The 24842-nt window shown below is 73.2% G+C and carries 24 protein-coding genes; 9 read left to right on the top strand and 15 right to left on the bottom strand.

Annotated elements, in window-relative coordinates:
• The 3 genes from VM242_08460 to VM242_08450 form a co-directional block, all read left to right on the top strand.
• A partial coding sequence (locus tag VM242_08460) for a pyridoxamine 5'-phosphate oxidase family protein (GenBank protein ID HVM05190.1) occupies positions 1-456 on the top strand: 456 nt, incomplete at its 5' end.
• Positions 457-595: 139 nt separating this feature from the next.
• The gene (locus VM242_08455) at positions 596-1033 is read left to right on the top strand and encodes a VOC family protein (GenBank protein HVM05189.1); all 438 of its coding nucleotides are present in this window, start codon (positions 596-598) and stop codon (positions 1031-1033) included.
• 188 nt (positions 1034-1221) lie between these two features.
• Positions 1222-1992, top strand: a complete 771-nt coding sequence (locus VM242_08450) for a methylenetetrahydrofolate reductase (GenBank protein HVM05188.1) — start codon at positions 1222-1224, stop codon at positions 1990-1992.
• 79 nt (positions 1993-2071) lie between these two features.
• Here the strand turns inward: VM242_08450 and VM242_08445 are convergent, their stop codons facing one another.
• Positions 2072-2836, bottom strand: a complete 765-nt coding sequence (locus VM242_08445) for a hypothetical protein (GenBank protein ID HVM05187.1) — start codon at positions 2834-2836, stop codon at positions 2072-2074.
• A 590-nt stretch (positions 2837-3426) separates the two neighbouring features.
• On the opposite strand from VM242_08445, the gene VM242_08440 reads away from it, so the two are divergent.
• Complete coding sequence (locus VM242_08440) at positions 3427-4545, top strand: hypothetical protein (GenBank protein HVM05186.1); 1119 nt, start codon at positions 3427-3429, stop codon at positions 4543-4545.
• A gap of 47 nt (positions 4546-4592) precedes the next feature.
• On the opposite strand, the gene VM242_08435 is transcribed toward VM242_08440, so the two are convergent.
• Complete coding sequence (locus tag VM242_08435; protein ID HVM05185.1) at positions 4593-4889, bottom strand: hypothetical protein; 297 nt, start codon at positions 4887-4889, stop codon at positions 4593-4595.
• Between the two features lie 674 nt (positions 4890-5563).
• Here VM242_08435 and VM242_08430 point away from each other — a divergent pair.
• A complete protein-coding gene (locus VM242_08430) occupies positions 5564-5989 on the top strand; it encodes a hypothetical protein (GenBank protein HVM05184.1) in 426 nt (141 codons plus the stop codon).
• Positions 5990-5999: 10 nt separating this feature from the next.
• Here the strand turns inward: VM242_08430 and VM242_08425 are convergent, their stop codons facing one another.
• The 3 genes from VM242_08425 to VM242_08415 form a co-directional block, all read right to left on the bottom strand.
• Positions 6000-6551, bottom strand: a complete 552-nt coding sequence (locus VM242_08425) for a carbamoyltransferase N-terminal domain-containing protein (GenBank protein ID HVM05183.1) — start codon at positions 6549-6551, stop codon at positions 6000-6002.
• Positions 6552-6559: 8 nt separating this feature from the next.
• Positions 6560-6820 carry a carbamoyltransferase N-terminal domain-containing protein gene (locus VM242_08420; protein HVM05182.1) on the bottom strand — a complete coding sequence of 87 codons (261 nt, stop codon included), beginning with the start codon at positions 6818-6820 and terminating at the stop codon, positions 6560-6562.
• Positions 6821-7024: 204 nt separating this feature from the next.
• Positions 7025-7594, bottom strand: a complete 570-nt coding sequence (locus VM242_08415; GenBank protein HVM05181.1) for a hemerythrin domain-containing protein — start codon at positions 7592-7594, stop codon at positions 7025-7027.
• Positions 7595-7872: 278 nt separating this feature from the next.
• Between VM242_08415 and VM242_08410 the strand changes: the two genes are divergently transcribed.
• Positions 7873-8736 carry a uroporphyrinogen-III synthase gene (locus VM242_08410; protein ID HVM05180.1) on the top strand — a complete coding sequence of 288 codons (864 nt, stop codon included), beginning with the start codon at positions 7873-7875 and terminating at the stop codon, positions 8734-8736.
• A 10-nt stretch (positions 8737-8746) separates the two neighbouring features.
• Here VM242_08410 and VM242_08405 read toward each other — a convergent pair whose 3' ends face one another.
• The 3 genes from VM242_08405 to VM242_08395 form a co-directional block, all read right to left on the bottom strand.
• A complete protein-coding gene (locus VM242_08405; protein ID HVM05179.1) occupies positions 8747-9043 on the bottom strand; it encodes a Dabb family protein in 297 nt (98 codons plus the stop codon).
• On the bottom strand, positions 9040-10563 hold the full coding sequence (locus tag VM242_08400; GenBank protein HVM05178.1) for an NAD(P)/FAD-dependent oxidoreductase: 1524 nt from the start codon (positions 10561-10563) through the stop codon (positions 9040-9042). The genes VM242_08405 and VM242_08400 overlap by 4 nt, the downstream gene beginning before the upstream one ends.
• 100 nt (positions 10564-10663) lie before the next feature.
• Complete coding sequence (locus tag VM242_08395; protein ID HVM05177.1) at positions 10664-12250, bottom strand: glycosyltransferase family 39 protein; 1587 nt, start codon at positions 12248-12250, stop codon at positions 10664-10666.
• Positions 12251-12305: 55 nt separating this feature from the next.
• On the opposite strand from VM242_08395, the gene VM242_08390 reads away from it, so the two are divergent.
• Positions 12306-13919: a hypothetical protein gene (locus tag VM242_08390; protein HVM05176.1), complete on the top strand. Its 1614-nt coding sequence runs from the start codon at positions 12306-12308 to the stop codon at positions 13917-13919.
• A 190-nt stretch (positions 13920-14109) separates the two neighbouring features.
• Here the strand turns inward: VM242_08390 and VM242_08385 are convergent, their stop codons facing one another.
• From VM242_08385 to hutH, 4 genes are read right to left on the bottom strand one after another with little or no spacing between them, the layout of a single operon-like run.
• Positions 14110-14940, bottom strand: a complete 831-nt coding sequence (locus tag VM242_08385) for an arginase family protein (GenBank protein ID HVM05175.1) — start codon at positions 14938-14940, stop codon at positions 14110-14112.
• Complete coding sequence (gene hutI / locus VM242_08380) at positions 14937-16106, bottom strand: imidazolonepropionase (GenBank protein ID HVM05174.1); 1170 nt, start codon at positions 16104-16106, stop codon at positions 14937-14939. Before hutI ends, VM242_08385 begins: the two co-directional genes overlap by 4 nt.
• Positions 16099-17823 (bottom strand): urocanate hydratase, encoded by a 1725-nt coding sequence (gene hutU, locus VM242_08375; protein ID HVM05173.1) that lies wholly within the window; start codon positions 17821-17823, stop codon positions 16099-16101. The genes hutI and hutU overlap by 8 nt, the downstream gene beginning before the upstream one ends.
• Complete coding sequence (gene hutH, locus VM242_08370; GenBank protein ID HVM05172.1) at positions 17820-19340, bottom strand: histidine ammonia-lyase; 1521 nt, start codon at positions 19338-19340, stop codon at positions 17820-17822. The genes hutU and hutH overlap by 4 nt, the downstream gene beginning before the upstream one ends.
• A 105-nt stretch (positions 19341-19445) precedes the next feature.
• Between hutH and VM242_08365 the strand changes: the two genes are divergently transcribed.
• Together VM242_08365 and VM242_08360 are read left to right on the top strand one after the other, a co-directional pair.
• Positions 19446-21320, top strand: coding sequence for a 2-oxoacid:acceptor oxidoreductase subunit alpha (locus VM242_08365; protein HVM05171.1), 1875 nt, complete (start codon positions 19446-19448; stop codon positions 21318-21320).
• Between the two features lie 151 nt (positions 21321-21471).
• Positions 21472-22500, top strand: coding sequence for a 2-oxoacid:ferredoxin oxidoreductase subunit beta (locus VM242_08360; GenBank protein ID HVM05170.1), 1029 nt, complete (start codon positions 21472-21474; stop codon positions 22498-22500).
• Between the two features lie 72 nt (positions 22501-22572).
• Here the strand turns inward: VM242_08360 and VM242_08355 are convergent, their stop codons facing one another.
• From VM242_08355 to VM242_08345, 3 genes are all read right to left on the bottom strand, one after another.
• Entirely contained in the window at positions 22573-22926 is a 354-nt protein-coding gene (locus VM242_08355) for an STAS domain-containing protein (GenBank protein ID HVM05169.1), read from the bottom strand.
• Positions 22927-23218: 292 nt separating this feature from the next.
• On the bottom strand, positions 23219-24061 hold the full coding sequence (locus VM242_08350; GenBank protein HVM05168.1) for a hypothetical protein: 843 nt from the start codon (positions 24059-24061) through the stop codon (positions 23219-23221).
• Positions 24062-24087: 26 nt separating this feature from the next.
• On the bottom strand, positions 24088-24672 hold the full coding sequence (locus VM242_08345) for a sigma-70 family RNA polymerase sigma factor (protein HVM05167.1): 585 nt from the start codon (positions 24670-24672) through the stop codon (positions 24088-24090).
• Between the last annotated feature and the right edge of the window lie 170 nt (positions 24673-24842).

Genomic DNA, 24842 nt, shown 5'->3' with positions numbered 1-24842 from the left:
ATCGCCGATGGTTCGCCGCCCGCTCCCGACGCCCACAACGCTCGCACGACGTGGCTCACGACGCTGAACGACGACGGGAGCCCGCATGTGACCGCTGTGGGTGCGCTCTGGCTCGACGGCACCTTCTGGTTCCAGACCGGTGCCGGCACGAAGAAGCATCACAACGTCGAGCGCGACCCGCGCTGCTCAATCGCAGTGTCGGTTCGTGACGCCGACGTCGTCGTCGACGGCCACGCTTCCCGGGTGACGGACCCAGCCGACGTGGCACGGGCGGCCAAGGGCTGGGCGGACGGCGGATGGCCGGCCGAACCCGATACCAGCGGAACGGGGATCACCGCACCCTTCAACGCGCCGGGGCAGGGCCCACCGCCGTGGCACGTGTACCGCATCGAGCCCCGCACTGCGACCGTGGTGCTGGGAGTCGAACCCGGCGGGCTCACGCGCTTCAAGTTCTGATGGCGCGCGGCGGAACCCGCTGGGGCGTCCAGTTGTCAGCCATGCAGTGAGTGAGGTCGCCTCGAGCCCAGTGCTCGTATCGTCCCCCGGGCGCCGCACTCCCGCCGTTGCGGGCAGCCCTGCTCAGTAGCCTCGCCAGATGGCGCTCAGACTGGACAACGTCGGCATCGTCGTCGAGGACCTCGAGCCGGCGATCGAGTTCTTCCGTGAGCTCGGCCTCGAGCTGGAAGGCCGAGGCATGGTCGAGAGCGAATGGGCAGGGCGCGTCACCGGCCTGGGCGACCAAACCGTCGAGATCGCCATGATGCGTACGCCGGACGGCAACGGGCGGCTCGAGCTTTCTCGCTTCATCACGCCGCAGGTGGTCGCCGATCATCGGAACGCCCCGGTGAACGCCCTCGGCTACCTCCGAGTGATGTTCGCTGTGGATGACATCGATGACACGCTCGACCGGCTGGTTCAGCGCGGTGCGCATCTCGTCAGCACTGACGTGGTCCAGTACGAGGCCTCTTACCGGCTCTGCTACGTCCGCGGACCCGAAGGCATTCTCATCGGGCTCGCCCAAGAACTCCGGTGAGCCCGAATGCGCCGTAGAGAACTGCGTGCGTTGGGCAATCGCTCGTGTGACAACGAACCGGCGTTCGGGGACAAACGTGGGCTGCGAGAGCGTTGTTCGGGGACACCCCGACGCCGGTCCAACCGATCCGTGACTCGACTCATGTGAGCGTCGGTCGGGAGTGCCCGTGCCATAGGTAGTCTGCAGCGATGACCGCTCCAGCATTCGAGTGGATCTGTGAAATCGAGCCGCCGACCAAGCCGGACATGATGCACGTGCGTCATCAGATCGGGGTGCTCAGCAAGGTGGCCTCGGCTTATCTGATCCCCGACAACCACGTCGGGCGGGCGACCGTCTCGAGCATTGCCGTAGCCCACGAGGTCGATCGCATGGGTGGGCGTTCGATCGCCTGTTTGAACGCCAGGGATCGCAATGCCCTCGGTTTCCGACGCGATCTCCTCACAGGGGCGGCCTACGGCGTCGATGAGTTCCTATTCGTCTATGGCGACGCTCCCAACTCGGGAGCGCGGACCGGTCAGCTGACCGTCCGCTCGATGATCGACTACCTACGTCGGTTCAGCGAGGAGCACCACGGACACGCCGGCGGGTTCCGCGCTGGGGTGACGACGCGGCTTCGGCCGCTTCCTCCCTGGAAGGAAGCGGCCGACTTCTTGTTCGTCCAGGTGTCCTTCGACCTTGAGCAGTTGCTCGCCTGGCGTGACGCCATCGAGTTCGACGGCAACGTCTACGCGGGTGTGATGGTCCTGCCCAGCACGTCCATGGCCCGCAAGCTCGTCGCTGACATCCCCGAGATCACTGTCCCGGAGTCATGGATCGACGCCATCGAGCGCGACCGGAGCGCGGGCGTAGGCCTTGCGTGCGAGCTGGCACAACGCATAGCCGACAGCGGTGCCTTCGACGGCGTCCACCTCATTCCCGGAGTCCGGTACCGCGAGACTGCCGCGCGTCTGGAGAAGTAGCGGATCGCTGAGCCGGCGGTAGGTGCTCCTCCGTTCCCGCTCCGACGCCGCGGATTCCGGGACACCCTTCGTTGTAGGCCTAAGCCGCGTGCCGGTCGTTCCACAGCGAGCGCATCCGCGCGATCTCTTGCTCGGAGTGTCCGAGATCACCGAGGAGCGTGAACGAGGTGGTGTCCCAGAGACAGAGGCGGTCCGCTCTCGGCGTGAGGAGTACGGCGACGGTCCGGTGTTCATGGGAGCCGTCAGGTTCTCGCAATTGCGAGAACTCCTGGTGCCGAAGCATCGCCCACTGCCCGAAGGCCTCGCGGTGGAGCTCGCTGAAAGACGAGCACGCCCCGAAGGCGAGCTGCAGGTACCCGTGGTCGAGGATGGTCCGCCGGAACTGCCACTTGACCCCGGTCGTCGTGGCGACGACGTCGTCGAGGTGCGTCAGGAGGAGCCGGCCGAGTTCAGCGCGATCGCACACCGGGTACCTGTCGAGCATCGACAGGATCTTGAGCCGGTCGCACTCGCCGCGCTCGAACCGTGTTTCCGCAATGTCCTCGAGGATGAGGCGAAACACGGTAGCGCCTGCCTCGTCCATGTTCGATGAAGGGATCGTGGGCAGGATCGGGTGCGAGAACGTCGGAACGTCAAGGAACTTCGTCCACTCAGGTGGTCCGTTGGCCTCGACCGCTTCGTCGTCCGCCTTCGCCAGTTCGAAGTAGCGGGCCGGTTCGTGCCCGAGGTCGTGGCTCTCCTCCCCGGCGACGCGGAACAGGTAGTCGACGACAGCGGAGGCGGATCGGAGCTGGTCGAAGAGGAAATCCCAATCGCGACGAAGCAGCACAACCAGAGGCAGCACCCCATGGTCCTCACCACGGACGGCAATCCCGTCTGGCGCGTTCGGATGGTCGATCACAACAACGCAACACCACTCCAACTCCGATCCGGTGATCGGGATCGTCCGTCCTCGAGCGGGCGTCGATCCACTCGAGCGCCGCGGCTCGGTTGGTCTCGGCCGGCGTAGTGTGGTTGCTCATTCTCAGATTCTCGGTTGATCACGTGGGCCGTTTCATCTCGGGAGGCGAGTCGTACCGCTTGATCGCTACCGCCGCCGCTCAGATGCGACAGCTCCGGCAAGTCCCGACGGCGAGAAGCGTCGCATAATGCGCGGGGCGATGGACGGGCGGCCGTCGAAGACTTCAACCCTGGGGCCGCCCGACATCGGCACCGTGCGGGCGCCCGGTAATCGGCCTTGCGCTGGGACATGCATTCGCGGGAACGACGGCGGCCGTGCCGCTCGCTCGCGCTCACTACGGCGGGCGGACGAAGCCCCCACCGCTCCTTGTGGACTCCGCGACGGGTGCCGAGGTTTCGGTAGAGTGCGGCGTGGCCGCTGATGAGCGCCGACGGAGGCATCCAGGACGGCGCCAGCCCTCGGAGGCGCCTCCCGTGCCGTCGGAGAACGTCGATCCGGACCAGGGCCTCGCCGCTCTTGAGGAGATACAAAGACTCCTGGACGAGCCGCTGGCGGACCTGATGGGAGCGCCGGAGGCACAGGCCGAGGTGGAGGAGCTCACCCGCCAGGCCGCCGCCGTCCCGGCCATGGCCCGCATGCGTGAGGTGGTCGCCTTCGTGGAAAAAGGGCGTCCGGCGACGCAGGCGGGCAACCTGAAGGCCCCAGACGCGGTGGCCCTCGCCAGGCGGCTGGCTACGGGTGAGCGGGTCCCTGACGACGTGCGGTCCATGGAGGACGTGCCTGACGCGGCGCACGCCTTCCGCTGGGCCACGGCCGCTGAGTTCCTGGCCCGGCGTGGGACCAGGATCGTGCCTGGGCCACTGGCCCCGGACTTGGAGCGGGACCCGCTCGCCGCCTGGTTCAAGGCCACGGTCACCTTGGTCGAGCACGGCATCCTCGACGGCTTTCGCCAGGGTTGGCGCAAGTCCTACGTCGAGCTCCTCGACGATGGCGCCGCGGGTCTGCTCGTGGCGGTGGCCGAGGCGGGCGGCTCCGTCCCGCTCACCTCGATCGAGGCCGGCGCCTGGGGGCAGGTGGCCGCGGCCTACGGCTACGAGCCGTACGACGACGCTGAGCGCACCCATGTGGTGGGGCTCGTCCGGGCCATGATGGACCAGTTCGCCGATGCGGGGATCTTGGCCCGACACGACGACGAGGTGGTCCTCACCGGGCTGGGCGGTGCTCTTGCTGCCATCGTCGCCTTCACTTCCGACGACGAGGAGGAGGAGGACCTCGACCTGGTTGACACCGATGCCCAGTCCCTGCTGCTGGTGTGCGTCGAGGAGATGGAGACGGCCGAGGCCAGAGCCCATCTGCTCGCCTGGTGTGCTGCTCGCCCTGCCGAGAAGGCTGTCGCCGAGCTGTGCGAGGTGATGCTCGATGACGACGACCGCGACGTCTGGGACCTCGGCTTCGAAGCGCTGGCCCTGATCGACCGGGCTGCCGCGGAGCCAGCCGTCCGCAGACTGCGGTCGCATCCGGGTCTGCGTCCCCTGGCCACCGCGTGGCTACGCCGGCACGGCCCGGCCGCCGCCCCGCAGATGCCGAGGTAGCCAGCCCCTCTTGGCCGTTCGGGTCGTGAGCGGACCGTGCCAGGGCATCAACCGCGGGGAGCGCCATACTCGTCGAGGTAGGACAGACCCACGGCGACGGAATGCTCGCAGAACGACCAGGGGGCCCTGCTGTCGGCGCAATCGCACTCGCCGGCCAGGCGCCCGACCCGGTGATGGACCGTCGCCAGGTACGGTCGGTCGTCGGTGACGGTGGCGCACAGGCTGTATTCGTCTTCGTACTCGTCATCGACCATGTCCACGAGGCTGCGACCGCGTTCGAACCGGGCCGGTCCGGCGAGCCTCAGCAGGTCCGCCTCGGTGAAGAGTCTCGTGCCGCGCGTCACGACGCCGGACGACCGATCGGCGCAGACGCCGGGCTTCGACGGGCTCCGACAGCGTCCGACCCCTCTTCCTCAGGACCAGTGTCCAGCCGATCGAGGCCCATGCGGCGGACGTAGGGCAGCAGGTCACCCATCCCGAAGGCCGAGCGCTGAGCGTCGTAGTTCTCGCGTTCCTTGCCAGTGGCAGGGAGGCCGCCATCGACGGGTCCCCCCGCTTCGACCGTGGCGGTTGACAGGTTCGGCCCATAGCCGCCGAAGATGGGCTCGAGCGAGCACCGCCGCATACCGCTCGCCGTCGTCGGCCACTCCATCACCCTATTGAGCTGCGCCGCAGCTCGATGCCGCGGCCCGCTGTGGAGGTCGGTCCTCACAGGGTCCAACACGTCCATCGTCGTGCGGAGTACAACGGACGCGATGGACGACCAAGAGTTGCTGGCACGGGTCCGGGCCTTGCGACCCGAGGGCTGTAACCCCAAGCAGGTGGCCGTGGCCCTCGGCGTCGCGCCGAGCGAGGCGCGCCGCCGGGTGCGTCAGGTGGCCCGTGAGGACGCCTCCCGTGCCCCGGAGCGCCGGTCGTCGGTTGCTGGGTCAGTCCTGGCTGGAGCAAGGGACTCGGGGCGCCCGCTGACTGGCCGGACACGGACGTGCCAAGTGGGATCGGCCATGGGATCGTCAGCGTGCTCGTGGCACGGGAGCACCGGCGGGGCAAGGTCTCCATCGCCGGCTACCTGGTCGACGTCTACTGCCTGGGGGTCAAGGACGCGCTCGGCCCCAAGGTGATGGACGATGCTGTCCTGCGCTCCTACGTACGCATGTACTTCCACGTCTACGAGGCACCTCCGCTCGCCGCTCCGATCGAGATGGCACGGGAGCTGGTGTGGGGTGCGGTTGCCTACGCCGGAGATCTGGGCTTCGAGCCCCATCCCGACTTCGAGCGGACCGCTGGTCACCTCGGGGCCTGGGCCCCGACCGGTGCCGTTCGGTTCGGTCGGGAAGGCAAGCCGTACTTCGTCGCAGGTGCAAGGGACAACGCCACACGAATCCTGCGCACCTTGGAACGCTCCGTCGGGGAGGGGAATTTCCACTATCTCGTTGCCGTATAGCGGGTCTTCATCATGCGACGTAGTCCTCCAACCGGCGCTGGACGCTGGCGGCCAGGTCGGCGTGCTCGGGCTCCCACGTGGCGCCCCCCGTGACCCGCTTGGCGTACGCCGCCCACTCCACCGGCTCGACGGTGAACCCGCCGTCGTCGTTCGCCCGGATCAGCTCCCGGAGCTCGGGGAGGTACGCCGGCTCGCCGTAGGAGGCGAGGGCCAGGACCTTGTACTCGTCGTTGGAGCGCAGGAACCCCAGGTGCTCGGTCACGTTCTCGTACATGAGACCGAGCGAGTGGGGCAGCTCCTGGGCGGCCAGGACCTCCAGGTCGCCGCCGTGCGAGCGGCCCGAGAGGTGCGAAGCCCGCTCGCCGCGGCCGTCCAGCACCAGCACTGCCGAGTCCCGGAACGGCGCCGCCACGTGGGCCGAGGCGGCGTGGGCGACGTGGTGGGGGACGTACCGCACGCACGCCGGGTCGAGACCGGGGAGCGCGGTCTGGAGGAACTGCGGGGCGCGCCGGGCGTAGAGGGTGCGCAGGGCCTCCCACGTGTCGGCGGCGACGTCGCCCACGTCGGTCCCTACGGCGCCGCTCGGCCCCGCCACCAGGTCCGGGTCGTCGAGTAGGCCACGGCGTCGACGTCGGCCGGCGCCAGACCGGCCTGGGAGAGGCACCACGCGGCGGCCAGCTCGGGCTGCTCCCACGTCGAGAAGGGGACCGGGCGCTTGCCGTGCTTGCGGCGGCTGAACCGCTCCTCTTCGGCCGCGGCGACGACCTGGCCGTCGACGACGAGCGCCGCCTCCGGGTCGTGGAACACGTCGTTCACGCCGAGAATGCGCACACGCGGCTCCCCGAGAGTCGCTCCGGGAGCGCCCCAGCGGGTTGAAGGGCGACCCGTGCGTCCTTCCCACCGGCGGGAAGCAAATAACCCATAGAGGATTTCCTTCTGTCCGCAGGGCGCGGCGGCGCCGACCGGACGGTCGCGCCTCGGGGCGCGAAGCGGCCGGGGCCCCGGGAGGGCCCCGGCCGGCGTGGTGGTCCGGTTCTACGACCGTACGTTGCGGATGGCGTCCCGGACGCGGTCGGCGACGGCCACGAACGGGCCGACCACGAGGTTGCCGATCGCGCTCTCGGGGCCGTGCGGGTGCGGGTGGGTGGGCGCCATCTTCTCGGCCCGCTCCACCGCCGTGCGCATCGACTCCAGCTTGTCGGCGTCGAGCGATCGGCGCAGCAGCGGGAACACCTCGTGCTCCTCGGCCTCGGCGTGGGCGAGCACGTCGTCCCGGAAGGCCTGGAACTGGAGGGCGAAACCCCGGCCCTCGACGCCCAGCTTCTCGAGGTCCGACAGGGACTGCTTGGCCTCGGCCTCCTCCGCCTTGCGGGCCTCGGCGACCCGCTCGCCCTCGGGGCCGATGGAGCGCAGGGCGGGGTACACGACCTCTTCCTCGGCGGTCTCGTGGACGGCGAGCAGGCGAACGAGGCACTCGAACGCCTCGTTGGCGACGGTGCCGCCGGTCTGGGTACGCGAGAGCAGCTGCCGCACCTCTTCGTGCTGGGCGAGCAGCAGGTCGACGACGTCGCCGGTGGTCGGGGAGCTTCCGGTGGACACGGACATGGGTACCTCCTGGGCTGATGGGGGCTCGGCGTCGGTGCGGAGCGGCGCACAGGGCGGCCCGCCGGCACGGCGGGAACCTTTCCCCGTCACCGCCGGCTGTCTGCTCAGCCAGGGCGGATCTACCCCTTCGTCCCCCGCCGGAATCGCGCCGGAAGACCGGAGTGCCTGCGCCGGGCGATGGATGGCGGTCGGGAGGACGGAGGCCGCCGACCTCGGGGTTGTCGCCGCCATCTGCGCTGGCGGCGCGCGGACCCGCGCCACCGGCGCGAGCATGGCCCATGGCCGATCTTCTGCCGCTCGCCGGGCTGGTCGTCGGCATCACCGCCGAGCGGCGGGCCGACGAGCAGGCCCGCCTGTTCGCCGACCGGGGGGCCGCCACGGTGCACGGCCCGGCGCTGCGGGTGACCTCGGCGGGCGACGACGCCGCCCTGCGGGCCGCCACCGAGGCGGTGGTCCGCGACCCGCCCGACCTGCTCCTCGCCTCCACCGGGTTCGGCATGAAGGCCTGGCTCGAGGCGGCCGACGGGTGGGGTCTGCGGGCGGCGGTGGTGGAGGCCCTGGGGCGGGCCCGGGTGGCCAACCGGGGCGCCAAGGCGGCGTCGGCCAACGCCGCCGTCGGGCTGCGGGAGTGGTACCGGGCGCCGAACGAGAGGTTCGACGAACTGCTCACCAGGGTGCTGGCCGAGCGGCTGGACGGCGCCCGCGTCGTGCTCCAGCTCCACGGCACGGCCATGCCCCGCACGGTGGCCCGCCTGACCGCCGCCGGCGCCGAGGTGATCGAGATCGACGCCTACCGGGCCAGCCTCCCCGACGACCGGGCGCCCGCCCTGGCGCTGGTCGAGGCGGCGTGCGCGGGGCGGCTGGCGGCCGTCACCTTCACCACCGCGCCGGCCGTGCACAACCTGTTCGTGATCGCCGCCGCCGCCGGCCTGGACGCCGACCTGCGCCGGGCCCTCGACGGGCCCGTGCTCGCCGCCTGCGTGGGCCCGGTGTGCGCCGAGGGCGCCGTCGAGGAGGGCGTGAGCGCACCACTGGTGCCCGAGCGGTCCCGCCTCGTCCCCCTGGTCGCCGCCGTGACCGCCCGTCTCTCCGCCGCAGCACGATCAACTCGACCGAATGGGCTGAGCGGACCGAACGAATGAGATCGAAGACCTACACCGGCGCGTGCGGGTCGAAGTCGGCGGCGGCCGTCGCGGTGGCGTGCTGGCGGACCCAGGCCAGGACGGGCCGGTGGACGGGGTGGTCGCGGTACCCCTGGAGGTCGTCCGGGGAGTCGAGGGTGACGACGAGGCCCACGTCGTAGGCCCGCTCGGAGGGCACCTGGTTGACCCCGGCCTCCAGGCGACGCACCTGGGGGATGGCGCCGGCCATGGCCCGCAGCCGGGCGACGCACTCGCGCGCCTCGTCCTCGCCCGCGAACCGGAAGAGCACGACGTGCTGCAGCGTCACGAAGCGGTTGCGCCCCCGGAGGGCACCGCCGGCGCCGTCTTGCGCATCTCCTCGTGGTACTCGGCCTCGACGTTCACGTTCCAGATGTCGTGGTCGGCGCCGAAGATGTTGTCCACCGAGAGCATGGCCGTGTACATCGAGTGGTCCTGGTTGTTGTACCGGTGCATGCCGTTGCGCCCGACCGGGTGGACGTTCGCCACGTTGGCCTCCAGCCACTCGCGCATGGTCTCGACGTGGCCCTTGTACACGTCGTCGTACATCGGGTACGCCTTCGGCATCCGGATGACGTAGCCGGCCTCGACCTTGTCGGCCTCCACCAGGCCCAGGGTCTGCAGCTCGCGCTTGCCCAGCTCGACCAGGTCGGCGTCGGAGCTGACCCACAGGTCGTCACCCTCGAACACGAAGTACTCCAGGCCGAGGCAGGTCCGCCCGTCCTTGACGAGGTAGGGCGACCACGAGCCGAAGTTCTGGATGCGGCCGAGCCTGACGTCCGGCGAGTGGACGTAGATCCAGTTGTCGGGGAAGCCCGCCTCCTCGGGGACGACGAGGGCGATGGTGAGGAAGTCCCGGTAGCGCAGCCCGTCGGCCGCCGCCACGACCTCGGGCGGCGCCGGCGGGTCCATGGACCTCACCAGCGCTCCGAGGGGCATCGAGGAGATGACGTGGTCGGCCTCGTAGGTGGTGGCGACGCCCTCGGTCTCCGCCGTCACCGCCACCGCCCGACCGCCCCGGTGGTGGATGCCGGTGACCCGCGTCTCCATGATGACCTTGCTGCCCTGCGCCTCGACCAGGTCCCGGGCCCGCTCCCACATCATCCCCGGGCCGTACTTGGGGTAGCGGAACTCCTCGATCAGGGTGGTGATGTCGGTCTGGCCGCGCTTGGGGAGGATGGCGTTGGTGACCGCCTTCATCAGGGACAGGTTCTTGATGCGCTGGGCCGCCCAGTCCGCCTTGATCTCGGTGGCGGGGACGCCCCACACCTTCTCGGTGTAGGTCTTGAAGAAGATGCGGTAGAGACGCCGGCCGAAGCGGGCCGTGGTCCACCCCTCGAAGCTGGTCTGGTCCTTGGGCGGGCGCACCCGCGCCCATGCGTAGGAGAGCACGCACAGGAACGCCTCGACGAGCCCGAGGCCCTTCAGGGCGTTCATGGGCTTGAGCGGGTAGTCGAACAGCTTTCCGCGGTAGAAGATCCGGCTGAGGCGGGGACGGGTCAGGAAGTCGTCCTCGGAGAGGATCTCCCGCCACACGTCCTCCACGGCCTTGACCTTGGTGAAGAAGCGGTGGCCGCCGATGTCGAACCGCCACCCGTCCCGCTGCTCGGTGCGGCTGATGCCGCCGACCATGGAGTCGCTCTCCAGGACGACGGCGGTCCGGCCCCGGCGGGTCAGCTCGTAGGCGGCGGTGAGCCCGGCCGGGCCGGCGCCGATGATGACGATGCGGTCCTGCCCACCGCCCTCCGCCTCCGACAGGACCCCCGTGCCGGGGTCGAGCAGGTCGTCGTCGATCGGGCGGTCGGGCATGGTCCTCCGGACAGGTGGAACGAAGCCGCCGGGCTCGGGCTTGCAACCTGCGGCCCCCAGAGCCTTCCACATCACGCCAGGTGCCCGAAACCCGGCTCCCTCACCAGGGCGGGAACTGGACGAGCGTCATGCGCTCGTAGGACGCCCAGTCGACCTCCACCCGCACGACTTCGGCCCGCCGGGTGTCGAGGCCGGCGACCAGGGCCTCGCAGCGTCGGCCGAGGGTGCGGTAGCCGCCGCCCCACACCACGAACACGTCGTGGTCGGGGCCCGCCCTCGCCAGCAGCCGGGCCGCGAACCGCCTCGGGGGGGACGCCTTGTTGCGGGCCGCGTAGTCGACCCAGTCGACCCGCTGCGGGGCGCTCAAGTCGGGGAACGTGACCTGGTCGATCGACGGCGGCAGGAGGCGGCTCACCGCCGGTCCCAGCTGGTCGGGGCAGAAGGCCACGACGTCGCCGGGGCGGGCCAGCCGCTCGATGGCGGCGGCCACGTCGCCGGCCTGGGTGCGGGTGGCGCCGACGGCCGACACGCCGCCGACCAACCCGAGCACGACCGCCGCGGCGACGACCGATCGTCGCATGGTGTCGCTCACCAGGGTGGTCGTGCCGGTGGCCAGCAGCAGCACGAACGGTGCCAGGACGACGGACGCGTAGCGGGGGACGAACGCGGTGCCGGTGACGTGGCCCAGCACGAAGGCGGCGCCCAGCGTCCCCGCCGTCACGAACGCCAGCCGGCGGGCGCCGGGCCGACCGTCGCGGCCCAGGGCGACGCCCCGCCCGGCCGGGCGCCCGACCAGGGCGAGCACGACGAGGCCGGCGAAGAGGAGGGCGAGCGCCGTGCCGGCCCGGGAGTAGCCGCCGGCGAAGTCGACGAAGGTGTCGCGCAGCTCCATCACGCCGGGGGGGACGGCCCACGGCGTGCCCGTGTTCAGCGCCTGGTAGGCCAGCACGGGGAGCCACGGGAGCAGGGCGGCGAACCCGGCGGCCACCGCCAGCACCGCCTTGCGCGCCGGGTCGCCGGCGTCGCCCCGGCGGCGGGCGTCGAGGGCGAGGACGGCCAGCACCGTCCCGGCCAGGAACAGGGCCCAGTAGTGGGTGAGCAGGAGGAGACCGGTGACCACCGAGACGGCCGCCAGCCGGGGCCGGGTCGGCCGCTCCAGCGCCCGGAGCAGGGCCAGGTGGCCGGCCAGGACCAGGAACACCACCATGGAGTACATCCGCGCCTCGGTGGCGTAGCGGACGGCGAAGGGCGAGGCGGCCAGTAAGAACAGCGACGCCTCCGCCGTGGGCCGCCCTCCCAGGCGGCGCCCGGCGGCCCAGGCCAGGGGCAGGGCGGCGACGCCGAAGAGGCCCGACAGGGCCCGCACCGCCACCGTGCCGTCGCCGAACAGCGCCATCCACCCGTGGAGGAGGACGTAGTACAGCGGCGGCGCCCCGTCGCGGCGCAGGGCGTCGGGGATGTCGGCCAGCGGGAGCTCGGCGATGTTCACGGCCAGGGCCTCGTCCAGCCACAGGTCGCCGGTGGCGGCGAAGCGCAGGACCACACCGGCGGCGAGCGCCACTGCGGCCGCCGCCAGCACGCCGGCGCGCACGCCCGTCGCCGCCTCCAGGCGGCGGCGGAGCGACGCGTCGAGGGGCAGGTCCGCCCCTCGCGCTCGACGAATCGTCGCCCGGGGGGCGAGGTCCATGGCGAGCCACGCTACCGCCGCTGCCCCGCCGGGCTGCGGCCCGCCGGGGTCGTCCGTGGCAGGCTTCGGCGGTGCAAGAGACGCCGCCTCGCCCGTGATCTCCCGGCCCGTCGACCTCCGCCCGACGCCCCGGGACGGCCCTCGCCACGCGGCCCGGAGGCTCTCCCGGCGGGCCGAGCTCGCCGTCGTGGCCCTGCCGGCGGCGTTGGTGGTCGCCGCCATGGTCGCGGTCGCCCGCAACGGCGCCTACGCCAGCCCCGACTCGGCGTTCTACGTGGGGGTGGCCCGCAGCCTGCGCGACGCCTTCGAGCTGGTCGCCCCGCCCGGGTCGCAGCCCCTGGCCCACTTCCCGCCCGTCTTCCCCGCCGTCCTGGCCGCGGCGGCGGCCGTCCTGGGCGTCGACCCCCTGGACGCGGCGGGCGTGCTCAACCCCGTCCTGGCCGGTGCCACCGCCCTGGTCGTCGGTGTCGTGGTACGCCGGCGGACCGGCTCGGTGGCGAGCGGAGCGGTCGCCGCCACCGTGGTGGCCTTGGGCCGGGAGTCGCTGGTCTACGGGGCCTCGGCGCTGAGCGAGCCGCTGTTCACGCTCCTGGCGGTGGGTGGGCTGGTAGCGCTGGCGGCGTCGATCACCGGGCGCAGCGGGCCGCTGCTGGCGGCCGCCACCGCCACCGTCGCGCTGGCGTGCCTCACCCGCTACGCCGGCGTCGCCCTCGTCGTGGCCGGCGCCGCCGCCATCCTCCGCTTCGAGGGGGCCGCCGGCCGGCGCCGGGCCCTGGCGTTCGCCGCCGGTGGCGCCGCGCCGCTCGCCCTCTGGTTGGCCGCCGTCGGGCGCCCCAACCGCCGCGTCTCGCTCCACCTCTTCGACGCCGGCTACTGGACCAACGGCGTGGACGCCGTCTCCAAGTGGGTGGCGCCGGCGTTCCTCCCGTGGCCGGTGCGGGTCGTCGTGGCGGCCGCCGCCGCCGTGGGGCTGTGGCGGGCGGCGCGGCCGCGCCTGCGCCTGGTGGCGGCCCGCCGTCCGCCGGCCGACGCCCTGCCGTTCGTCGCCGGCGCCTTCGCCGCCGCCTACCTCGTCCTGCTGGTGGGCGACCGCCTCCTGCTCGACGACAGCGGCCGCCTGGACGGCCGCTTCCTGCTCCCCCTCCGGCCCCTCGCCGTGCTCGTCCTCGCCCCGGTGGTCCACCGGGCCGTCACCGGGCGGGCCCGCAGGACGGTGGTGGTCGTCGCCGGCGCCGGGCTGCTCGCCCTCCACACCGTCCAGGCCCTGGCCTGGACGGTGACCGGCATGGGCGACGACAGCCTCGGGCGCCGGAACCTCACCGCACGGGCGTGGACCCAATCGGAGGTCTTGGCGACCGTCGCCGCCCTGCCGCCGTCGGTCCCCGTGTACACCGACGGCCCCGACGCCGTGTTCCTCCTCACCGGGCGGCGGACGGAGTCGCTGCCCCGTCACCACGACCTGCTCACCGGTGAGGCGCGCCCGGGCTACGAGCGGGAGCTGGCCACGATGGCCGACCGCCTCCGCCGGGACGGTGGGGTCGTCGTGTGGTTCTCTCCCTTCGCCTTCCGGTCCGGCTTCCTCCCCACGCCCGCCGACGTGGAGCGCGAGGTGCCGCTCACGCCCGTGCAGCGCGACGAGGTCGGCGTCCTCTACCGCCCCAGCTCGTAGGGGCCGACCAACGTCCGCGGCCGCAGGCGGCCCCGTCCGGCTGCGGACACCGGGAGAGGACAGGGCGGAGGCGGCGAGCTCCGCTCGCCGCCGGAGCACGATCCAACTCGACCGAATGGAGTGAGCGCAGCGAACGAATGAGGTCGAAGCGGCATGGAGTGAGCGCAGCGAACGAATGAGGTCGAAGCGGCTACGGCCGGAACCGGCGGGCGAAGCCGGCGGCGGCGTTGAGCAGCACGAGGGCGGCGGCGTCGACGGTGACCGACGCCACGTCGGCGGTGGGGTCGACCTCCACGACGTCCAGCGCCCGCACCACCCGGTGGGAGCCGGCGGCGAAGGCGGCGGCGAAGACCTGCGACGGGGTGGCGCCTCCGGGGCGGGCGCCCGGGCAGCCGGGCGCGAAGGCCCGGTCGAGCACGTCGACGTCGACGTCCACGTACACCGAGTGGCACCGGCGGGCCAGGTCGTCGAGCAGGGTGGGGACGCTGCCCAGGCTGTCGGGGCCGAGGACGGTGACACCCTCCTCGTCGCACCACCGGCGGGCCGCCCGGGAGTTGGAGAAGCCGTTGATCCCCACCTGCACGACGTTGACGGCGGGCAGGCCGGCGTCCACCAGCGCCCGCACCGGCGACCCGTTGCCCACCACCCCGGGCTGGTAGGGGCGGACGTCGTGATGGGCGTCGAGCGTGAGCAGGCCCCATCCCGACAGGTCGCCGGCCCCGGCCAGGGCGTGGAAGGTGACCGCGTTGTGCCCGCCCAGGAGGACGGTGAGCGGGGCGCCGAGCGGCGGTGGCGCCGTCGAGTCGCCCACGTCGCGCACGGGCACCTGCTCGAGCTCGACGAGCTCCGAGCTGTGCCAGGTCGAGAACCGGTCCAGCCTGGCCCGGACGGCGCCGGGGGCCAGGTCGTAGCGCGACGGGGTGACGGCGTGCTCGGCGATCGGCACGCCGGCCACCACCAGGGCGCCGGGGTCGTCGCTCCCCCCGGCCAGCCAGGCCGCCGCCGTGGGCCAGTCGCTCATCCCCGCACCACCCGGCCGCCCTTCACCACCACCGCCACCGGGTCGCGGCCGGGCCGGTAGGCCAGGTCGACCCACGAACCGGAGTCGAGCACGACGAGGTCGCCGGCGGCGCCCGGCCGCAGGTGGCCGAGGTCGTCGCGGCGCAGCGCGTAGGCGCCGCCGGCGGTGGCGGCGTGGACCGCCTGCTCCACGGTGAGGCCGTAGGCGCTGCACGCCAGGGCGACGACGAACGGCATCGACGTGGTGTAGCTCGTCCCCGGGTTGCAGTCGGTGGCCAGGGCGATGGTCACCCCCGCCTCCCGCAGCATGGCGGCGTTGGCGTAGGGCGAGCGCAGGGAGAACGACGTCGCCGGCAGGAGCACCGCCACCACGCCGGCCGCCGCCAGGGCGCGGGCGTCGTCCTCGTCGGCGTGGACGAGGTGGTCGGCGGACGCGCACCCGACGTCGGCGGCCAGGCGGGCACCGCCGGTGCGGGCCAGCTCCTCGGCATGGAGTCGAGGCACCAGCCCGTGGCGGCGTCCCGCCTCGAGCACGCGGCGGGCCTGGGCGACGGTGAGCGCGCCCTGGTCGCAGAACGCGTCGCAGCCCACCGCCAGGCCGGCGCAGGCGGGCAGCATCTCGTCCACCACCAGGTCGACGTAGGAGTCGTCGGGGGCCAGGTGGGCGCCCAGGAAGGTGGGGACGAGCTCGGCCGCCGTCCGCTCCCCCGCCGCCGCCACCGCCTCCAGCAGGCGCCGCTCGGCCGCCGTCTCCAGGCCGTACCCGGACTTCACCTCGATGGTCGTGGTCCCGCCGGCCACGCAGGCGTCGGCCCGGGCGACGGTGGCGTCCACCAGCTCGTCGAAGGCGGCGGCCCGGGTGGCGGCCACGGTCGCCCAGATGCCGCCCGCCTCGTAGCGCCGCCCCTCCAGCCGGGCGGCGAACTCGTCTGCCCGGTCGCCGGCGAACACCAGATGGGTGTGGGCGTCCACGAACCCGGGGACCACCGCCCGACCGCCGGCGTCCAGCTCCGGCACGTCGGGCATGGCGGCGAGGTCGCGCTCGGGAACCACCGCCCGCACCGTCCCGCCGGCGACGTGGACGGCGAACAGGCCCTCGATGCCGTCCGGGAGGGCGGCGCCGAACACCCGGGCCGCCCGCCGCACCAGCAGGTCGCCGTCACCCACCGCCGCCCCCCTCCGGCCCGGTTCTGTGGACGTGGCGCACCGCATGGCGGTGCTCCGCGTCCAGAGAAGCCATCGGCACCGCGAGGCCCTTCTCGGCCGCCACCCGGCGGGCGACGTCGTAGCCGGCGTCGGCGTGGCGGAGGACCCCGGTGGCCGGGTCGTTCCAGAGCATCAGCTCGGCGCGGCGGGCGGCGTCGTCGGTGCCGTCGACCACCAGCTGGGCGCCGGCGTGGACCGACTTGCCCATGCCCACCCCGCCGCCGTGGTGCACGGCCACCCACGTCGCCCCCGACGAGGCCGCCACCAGGGCGTTGAGGACGGGCCAGTCGGCCACCGCGTCCGACCCGTCGAGCATGTCCTCGGTCTCCCGGTAGGGCGACGCCACCGACCCCGAGTCCAGGTGGTCGCGCCCGATGACCAGCGGAGCCGACACGTCGCCCCGGCGCACCAGGTCGTTGAAGCGCAGGGCCGCCTCGTGGCGCTCCCCCAGGCCGAGCCAGCAGATGCGGGCCGGCAGGCCCTGGAAGCGCACCCGCTCGGGCGCCAGGGCCAGCCACCGCTGGAGGAGCGGGTCGTCGGGGAACGCTTCGGCCACCGCCCGGTCGGTCGCCGCGATGTCGGCCGGGTCGCCGGACAGGGCCACCCACCGGAACGGCCCCTTGCCCTCGCAGAACAGCGGCCGCACGTAGGCGGGGACGAACCCGGGGTAGGCGAAGGCGTCGGCGAACCCGCCGGCCCGCGCCTCGCCCCGCAGGTTGTTGCCGTAGTCGAAGACCTCGGCACCGGCCCGCAGGAAGCCCACCATGGCCTCGCAGTGGCGGGCCATGGCCGCCCGGGCCCGCCGCACGTGCTCCTCGGGCCGCTCACTCCGCAGCATTGCGGCCGCCTCGGGGGTGAGGTCGTCGGGGACGTAGCCGTACCGGGGGTCGTGGGCCGACGTCTGGTCGGTGACGACGTCCACGGGGACGCCCCGCTCGAGGAGGGTGGGAAAGGCCTCGGCGGCGTTTGCCACCACGCCCACCGACAGCGCCCGCCCGTCGGCGACGGCCGCCGCGCACCGGGCCACGGCGTCGTCCAGCGAGTCGGCCCGCTCGTCCAGGTAGCGGTCGTGCAGACGCCGCTCGATGCGGGATGCGTCCACCTCGACGCACAGGGCGACCCCGCCGTTCATGGTGACGGCCAGCGGCTGGGCGCCGCCCATGCCGCCGAGACCGGCGGTCAGCACGAGCCGGCCGGCCAGCGTGCCGCCGAAGCGCCGGTCGGCCACGGCGGCGAAGGTCTGGAACGTCCCCTGGAGGATCCCCTGGGTGCCGATGTAGATCCACGAGCCGGCGGTCATCTGGCCATAGGCCATAAGGCCGAGGCCCTCCAGCCGCCAGAACTCGTCCCACGTCGCCCACTCGGGGACGAGGAGCGAGTTGGCCAGCAGCACCCGCGGCGCCATCTCGTGGGTGCGCAGGACGCCCACCGGCTTGCCCGACTGGACGAGCAGGGTCTGGTCGCCGGCCAGTCGCTCCAGCTCGCCGACGATGGCGTCGAAGGCGTCCCAGCTGCGGGCCGCCCTGCCCCGTCCGCCGTAGACCACGAGGTCGTCGGGCCGCTCCGCCACCTCGGGGTCCAGGTTGTTCATCAGGCACCGCAACACCCCCTCCTGCGCCCACCCCCGGCAGCGCAGCCCGGTCCCCCGGGGGGAACGGACCGGGCGCGGCCCCCTCACCGCAGCGCCACCGGCGTCGCCCGCAGGACGGCGCCCGTGCGCACCAGGTCCTCCACCGCGGCCAGGTCCGGGGCCAGGAACCGGTCCACCTCCATGCGGGGCACCGACTCCCGCAGGCGGGCGAGCACGGGGGCGGTCCCCGGCCCCGGCGGGATGCCCCGGAGCTCGACGGCCTCGGCCGCGCACACCAGCTCGATGGCCACCACCCGCATGGCGTCGGCCACCGCCGAGCGCAGCTGCCGGCAGGCGTTCCAGCCCATGGAGACGTGGTCCTCCTGGCCGGCGCTGGTGGAGATGGTGTCGCACGACGACGGGGCGGCCGTCGCCCGCAGGCGGTTCACGGCGGCCGCCGCCGTGTAGTGGGCCAGCATGAAGCCCGAGTTGACCCCGGCGTCGACGGCCAGGAAGGGCGGGAGCCCGTCGGAGCGGGCCGGGTCCATGAGGCGGTCGGTGCGGCGCTCGGAGATGGCGGCCAGGTCGGCCAGGGCGATGGCGGCGAAGTCGGCGGCGTACGCCAGGGGCTGGCCGTGGAAGTTGCCGGTGGACACCACGTCGCCCGTCCCGGGGAACACCACCGGGTTGTCGGTGACCGAGGCCAGCTCGACGTCGGCGACCGCGCGCACCCAGCCGATCACGTCCCGGCACGCCCCGTGGACCTGGGGCGCGCAGCGCAGCGAGTAGGCGTCCTGCACCGCGTGGGGCAGGTCGCGGTGCGACGCCAGGACGGGCGACCCCTCCAGGAGCGCCCGCAGGTTGGCGGCAGCCGCCGCCTGGCCGGCGTGGGGGCGGAGCTCCTGGATCCGGGCCGCGTAGGCGGCGTCGGTGGCCCGCAGCGCCTCCACGCTGAGGGCGCAGGCGATGTCGGCGGTGGGCAGCAGGACCCCGAGGTCGGCGATCGCCAGGCACAGGTGGGCCAGCATCCCCTCCGTCCCGTTGAGCAGGGCCAGGCCCTCCTTGGCGGTGAGGGCGAGGGGCTCCAACCCCGCCGCCTCCAGGGCCGCTCCGGCGTCGGCCCGCCCGCCGGCAGAGTCGAGCACCCATCCCCGGCCGCACAGGACGAGGGCGGCGTGGGCCAGGGGCGCCAGGTCGCCCGAGGCGCCCAGGGAGCCCAGCTCGGGGACGGCCGGGGTGATCCCGGCGTTGAGCAGCGCCACCACCGCCCGCACCAGGTCGGGCCGGACGCCCGAGTGGCCGGCCGCCAGGGCCCGGGCCTTGAGCAGCTGCATGGCCCGCACCACCTCGGGCTCCACGTCGGCCCCCATGCCGGCGGCGTGGCTCTGCACCAGGGCGTACTGGACCTGGTCGACCTGCCCGGGCGGGATGCGGGTGCCTGCCAGGGCGCCGAAGCCGGTCGTCACGCCGTACACGACCCGCCGCTCGGCGATCGCCCGCTCGACGGCGAGGCGGGACGGCGCCATGCCGTCGTCGAGGTCGTCGGCCACCTCCACCGCCTCGCCGTGGCGGGCCACGGCGACGACCTCGGCGATGGACAGGGGACGGCGGCCGAGGACGACCATCCCGGCATCTTGTCGCGAAGTGCCGCGAGGGCGCCGGTAGCCTGGAGGAGTCGGCGGAGCGCCGGGACGCTTCCAGCGTGAGAGCCGGCCTCCGGAGGAGCGCCGATGAGCGACATCACCGAGACGCCGTCACCTGACCTCCACACCGTGGTCATCCGCTTCGCGGGCGACTCCGGGGACGGGATGCAGCTGACCGGCGACCGCTTCACCATCGCCAGCGCCGTGTTCGGCAACGACCTGGTGAGCGTGCCCGACTACCCGGCCGAGATCCGGGCGCCGGCGGGCACGGTGGCCGGCGTGTCGGCGTTCCAGATCCACATCTCCGACCACGACATCACCACACCCGGCGACGCCCCCAACGTGCTGGTGGCCATGAACCCGGCCGCCCTCAAGGCCAACGTCGGCGACCTGGCCCCGGGCAGCACGGTCATCGTCAACTCCGACTCCTTCGACGAGCGCAGCCTGGCCAAGGCGGAGTACGGCTCCGACCCGCTCACCGACGGGTCGCTCTCGGGCTTCACCGTCTACGAGGTCCCCATGACCTCGCTGACCCTGGAGGCGGCGAAACCCAGCGGCGCCAAGTCGCGGGACGCCGAGCGCTCCAAGAACTTCTTCGCCCTCGGGCTGATCTCGTGGATGTACACCCGCCCCGTCGAGCTCACCCTCAACTGGATCGAGCAGCGCTTCCGGTCCAAGCCGGAGGTGATGGCGGCCAACACCCTGGCCTTCAAGGCGGGCTACAACTTCGGCGAGACGGCCGAGCTGTTCGGGGCTCCCTACCAGGTCAAGCCCACCGTCTTCGCCCCCGGCCTCTACACCAACGTCAGCGGCAACACGGCGCTGGCGTGGGGGCTCATCGCCGCGTCGCAACTGGCCCGGTTGCCCCTGTTCCTCGCCTCGTACCCCATCACCCCGGCGTCCGACATCCTCCACGAGCTGTCCCGGCACAAGCACTTCGGCGTCCGCACGGTCCAGGCCGAGGACGAGATCGCGGCGGCCGGCATGGCCCTCGGCGCCGCCTTCGGCGGGCACCTCGGCGTCACCACCACCAGCGGCCCCGGCATGGACCTCAAGGCGGAGACGCTCGGCCTGGCCGTCAGCCTGGAGCTGCCCCTCCTGGTGGTGGACGTCCAGCGGGCCGGCCCGTCCACCGGGCTGCCGACCAAGACCGAGCAGTCCGACCTGCTGATGGCGATGTTCGGCCGCCACGGCGAGGCGCCGCTGCCCATCGTGGCGGCCAAGGCACCCGCCCACTGCTTCGATGCCGCCCTCGAGGCGGCCCGCATCGCCCTCAAGTACCGCACGCCGGTGATCCTGCTCACCGACGGCTCGCTGGCCAACGGGGCGGAGCCGTGGCTCCTCCCGGCCGTCGAGGACCTGCCCGACATCGGCGTGGACTTCGCCACCGAGCCCAACTGGACCGCACCCGACGGGTCGCCCCAGTTCCTCCCCTACCTCCGGGACCCCGAGACGCTGGCCCGCCCGTGGGCCGTGCCCGGCACCCCGGGCCTCGAGCACCGCATCGGCGGCCTGGAGAAGGCCGACGGGACCGGCGCGGTCAACTACGAGGCGGTGAACCACGAGCACATGGTCCGCACCCGGGCGGCCAAGGTGGCCGGCATCGCCCGCGACATCCCGCCCCTGGAGGTCGACGACCCCACGGGCGACGCCCCCGTGCTGGTGCTCGGCTGGGGGTCCAGCTACGGCTCCATCGGCGCCGCCGTGGAGCGGGTGCGCCGGCGGGGCCGGCCCGTCGCCCACGCCCACCTGGTCCACCTGAACCCGTTCCCGGCCAACCTGGGCGAGGTCCTGGGCCGCTACCCGAAGGTGCTCATCCCCGAGATGAACCTCGGGCACCTCGCCCTGCTGGTGCGCGCCGAGTTCCTCTGCGACGCCCGCTCCATCACCAAGGTCCAGGGCCAGCGCTTCCTGTTCGCCGAGGTGGAGTCGGCCATCCTCGCCCTGATGGAGGACAGATGACGGCGCCGGCCGGGGCTGGGGCCCCCGGCTTCGGCGAGGAGGCGGGGTTGGGGCCCCGCCGGGAGGACGGAGCATCGACGGCGCCGGCCGGGGCTGGGGCCCCCGGCTTCGGCGAGGAGGCGGGGTTGGGGCCCCGCCGGGAGGAGGACAGATGACGGTCGTGAACGGTGACGGAGCGCCCGTCACCACCAAGAAGGACTGGGCCAGCGACCAGGAGGTGCGCTGGTGCCCCGGGTGCGGCGACTACTCGATCCTCACCGCCGTCCAGATGCTGATGCCGGAGCTCGGGGTGCGCCGGGAGAACACGGTGTTCGTGTCGGGGATCGGGTGCTCCAGCCGCTTCCCGTACTACATGAGCACCTACGGCATGCACGGCATCCACGGCCGGGCCCTGCCCCTCGCCACCGGGTTGGCGGTCAGCCGGCCCGACCTCGACGTGTGGGTCGTCACCGGTGACGGCGACGGGCTGTCCATCGGCGGCAACCACCTCATCCACGCCCTGCGGCGGAACGTCAACCTCACCATCCTGTTGTTCAACAACCAGATCTACGGGCTCACCAAGGGCCAGTACTCGCCCACCAGCGAGCTCGGGAAGGTCACCAAGTCGACGCCGTTCGGGTCGATCGACCACCCGTTCAACCCGATCAGCATCGCCCTGGCCGCCGAGGCGACGTTCGTCGCCCGCACCCACGACCTGGACCGCAAGCACATGATGGAGACCTTCCGGCGGGCCCACGACCACCGGGGCGCGGCGTTCGTCGAGATCTACCAGAACTGCAACGTGTTCAACGACGGGGCGTTCCAGCAGATCACCGCCCGCGAGTCGCGGCCCACCATGCTGATCCCACTCGTGCACGGGCAGCCGGTCCGCTTCGGCGCCGGGAGCGAGCTGGGGGTCACGGTGGACAACCAGGGGCGGGCCCGGATCGTGACGGTGGCCGACGTCGGCGAGGAGGCGATCCTCGTCCACGACGAGCGCCGCCCCGAGCCCGGGCTGGCCTTCCTGTTGTCCCGGCTGGCCCGCGGGCCGTTCGAGCCGACCCCCATCGGGGTGTTCCGGGCCGTGGAGCGCCCGGACTACGGCACCCTGGTGCAGCAGCAGCTGGTCAAGGCGCAGGAGGGCCAGGGCCCGGGGGACCTGGCGGCCCTCCTCGCTTCCGGCACGACCTGGCAGGTCTGAGCGGAGCGGTCCCCGCTCGGCCTCGCAGGACAGGCCCGACGGCCCCGTCCTGCGAGGCGAACGGGATCGAGGTCAGCCGGCGGCGACGGGATCGTCGGCGGTGACGCCGAAGATCGTGGTGAGCCCGGCGATCTCGAGGATGCGCAGGGTGCTCGGCCGGCAGTTCGCCAGCGTGAGGTCGCCGCCCTTCTGGCGGACGGACCGGAGCGCCCGTACCATGACGCCGATTCCGGTGCTGTCGATGAACGACAGCTTCTCGAGGTCGAGCCGCACGAACAGGTTCCCCTGGCCGTCGATCAGCTCGACGAGTGCCTCCCGCAGGACGGGCGCCGAAGCGAGGTCGACCTCGCCCACGATGCGGACCACGAGCCTTCCGTCCTGCCGGAGGTATTCCAGCCGGAGCGGCTGGAAGATGTCAGTCGTCACGAACAGGAACTCCTTCCTCGCTACGGAGCCCTGCGTGTTGAAGGCGTTGAGGCGAATCCTACCGCACGGTCAGAGCGGCGGAAACGCCCGGCCGAGGAGCCCCGGCGTGTGCCCCTACCGCACGGTCACACCACCGGGAACGCCCGGCGGAGGAGCCGGGGCGTGTGCCGCCGGCCGAGCCGCGGGAACGCCCGGCGAAGGAGGCCGGGGCGGCTGGTGTGCGACCAGCCGCCCCGGCGTTCGCCGACCGGGCGGCGCGTGGCCACCTCCCGGTCGGCAGACGTGGGAGGGGCTATTCGCGAACAGCCTTCGTGGGCTTCTCGCGGTGCTGAGCCGGGATGTCGTCGGTGGCCCCGGCACCCGTGTCGGCGTCGCCACCGACGACGGCGTCGTCGGGCTCACCGCCGTCGTCACGGGGACCGGTGGAGGGCGGCCCCGTCCGGACGGCACCCCGGGGGGCGGCGTCGGGCGACGACGGCGGGGCGTGGTCGGCGGCCGGCGTCGGCGGCCGGCGATCGGTGCCCGCGCCGCCGGGGTCGTCGGGCCGGCCGGCGTCTCCGGCCGGGTCCGCCCGGTCGGACCCGCCGTTGCGCTTGGCGTCCTCGCCGACGACCTTGCCGTCGACACCGCCGTCCCTGGCGTCCGTGCTCATCCGCTCCCCGAAGTTCGCACGCTCGGTGGCGTCATCGGCACCGTCGTCCGAGTCGGGGAGGTCGAAGGGGGTGACCGCCTCGATGCCGGTGGCGACCACGTTCTGGACGGGCCCGGGAAGGGCGCCGGCCGCACCGACCGCGGTGACGCTCGCCATCGCCACGCCTGCGCCGAGGCCGGCCTTGGCGGCGGCGCTCAGACCGGCGACGAACCCGGCCAGCCTCGATCTCCCCTTCCCCGGTGCGGCGGCGCCCGGCATGGCGCCCGGGACATCGAGGGCCGTCGCCGGCAGGTCGCCCTCCTCCGCCGAGAAACCGTTGGCCAGCAACGCCGCCAGTTGCGGCGTGGGCTCGGGTAGGGGCCCGACCGCCAGCTCGCGCAGCTCGTCGGCGATCGCAGCCAGCGAGGCAGGGAGCTCGTCCCCGGCCCCATTGCCGGAGAAGAAGGCCTCGATGGCTGCGTCGCCGATGTCCCGCCGGTGCATCTCAACGGGGATATCGACGCGCCGCCTCACAGGGGTACGCCCTGGCGATCGAGATTTCTGCGAACGGCGCATAGGGCGCGCCGCTGCAGGGCCTTGACCGCTCCCTCGGACCTGCGCACGGTGTGCGCCACCTCCTCGACGGTCAAGCCGGCGACGAGGCGCAGGAGGAGGACGTCGCGCTGGTCGGGCACCAGCTGGTCGCACAGGTCGCGCACCCGCTCGGTGCCGACGCGCCGCAGCGCCTCCTGCTCGGCGCTGCGACCCGGGGACCGGTCCACGTCGCCCGGCGAGAGCTCCGACGGCGGAGGCCGGCGGCGGGCACGCCGGCGATCGTCCACCAGCCGGCGATGGGCGATGGTGAAGACCCAGGACCGGAAGCCCGGCTCGTCGCCCGAGAACGTCCCGATGGCCCGGAACACGCCCAGGAAGACCTCACTGGTGAGGTCCTCCGGCTCCGAGGCGCCCTGGGCCCGCAGGTAACCGGCCACCGCCGGCGCCAGCGAACGCCACAACCGCTCCGCCGCCCAGCCCTCGCCCGTCCGGGCGGCGGCCAGCACAGGCTCGAACGCGTCCCCGAGGTGGTTCGCGGCTGGCCGGACCGAGCGGCTCACCCCGGCGTCATCGGCATCCGCCGCCGTCGACTGAACGACGGCAACCTCGTCGCCGCCCGTAGGATCGCGGCCTTGCGCCCGCCGGCCGAGATCGACGTGGACGAGGCGCTGGTCCGGTCGCTGCTCGCCGACCAGCACCCGGACCTGGCCGGTCTCCCGCTGGCGGAGGT

Source organism: Acidimicrobiales bacterium (assembly GCA_035540975.1).
Taxonomy (GTDB): Bacteria; Actinomycetota; Acidimicrobiia; order Acidimicrobiales.
Note: the sequence above shows the minus strand (reverse complement) of the source record. Positions and strands in the feature narration are given on the sequence as shown.

Bases quoted from the DNA above. Each gene is read 5' to 3' on its own strand.
- VM242_08395 (HVM05177.1), bottom strand. From the start codon at position 12,250: ATGGACCTCGCCCCCCGGGCGACGATTCGTCGAGCGCGAGGGGCGGAC.
- VM242_08360 (HVM05170.1), top strand. From the start codon at position 21,472: ATGACGGTCGTGAACGGTGACGGAGCGCCCGTCACCACCAAGAAGGAC.
- VM242_08455 (HVM05189.1), top strand. From the start codon at position 596: ATGGCGCTCAGACTGGACAACGTCGGCATCGTCGTCGAGGACCTCGAG.
- VM242_08415 (HVM05181.1), bottom strand. From the start codon at position 7,594: ATGTCCGTGTCCACCGGAAGCTCCCCGACCACCGGCGACGTCGTCGAC.
- hutH (HVM05172.1), bottom strand. From the start codon at position 19,340: ATGGTCGTCCTCGGCCGCCGTCCCCTGTCCATCGCCGAGGTCGTCGCC.
- VM242_08410 (HVM05180.1), top strand. From the start codon at position 7,873: ATGGCCGATCTTCTGCCGCTCGCCGGGCTGGTCGTCGGCATCACCGCC.
- VM242_08450 (HVM05188.1), top strand. From the start codon at position 1,222: ATGACCGCTCCAGCATTCGAGTGGATCTGTGAAATCGAGCCGCCGACC.
- VM242_08385 (HVM05175.1), bottom strand. From the start codon at position 14,940: ATGAGCGACTGGCCCACGGCGGCGGCCTGGCTGGCCGGGGGGAGCGAC.
- VM242_08365 (HVM05171.1), top strand. From the start codon at position 19,446: ATGAGCGACATCACCGAGACGCCGTCACCTGACCTCCACACCGTGGTC.
- VM242_08350 (HVM05168.1), bottom strand. From the start codon at position 24,061: ATGCACCGGCGGGACATCGGCGACGCAGCCATCGAGGCCTTCTTCTCC.
- VM242_08400 (HVM05178.1), bottom strand. From the start codon at position 10,563: ATGCCCGACCGCCCGATCGACGACGACCTGCTCGACCCCGGCACGGGG.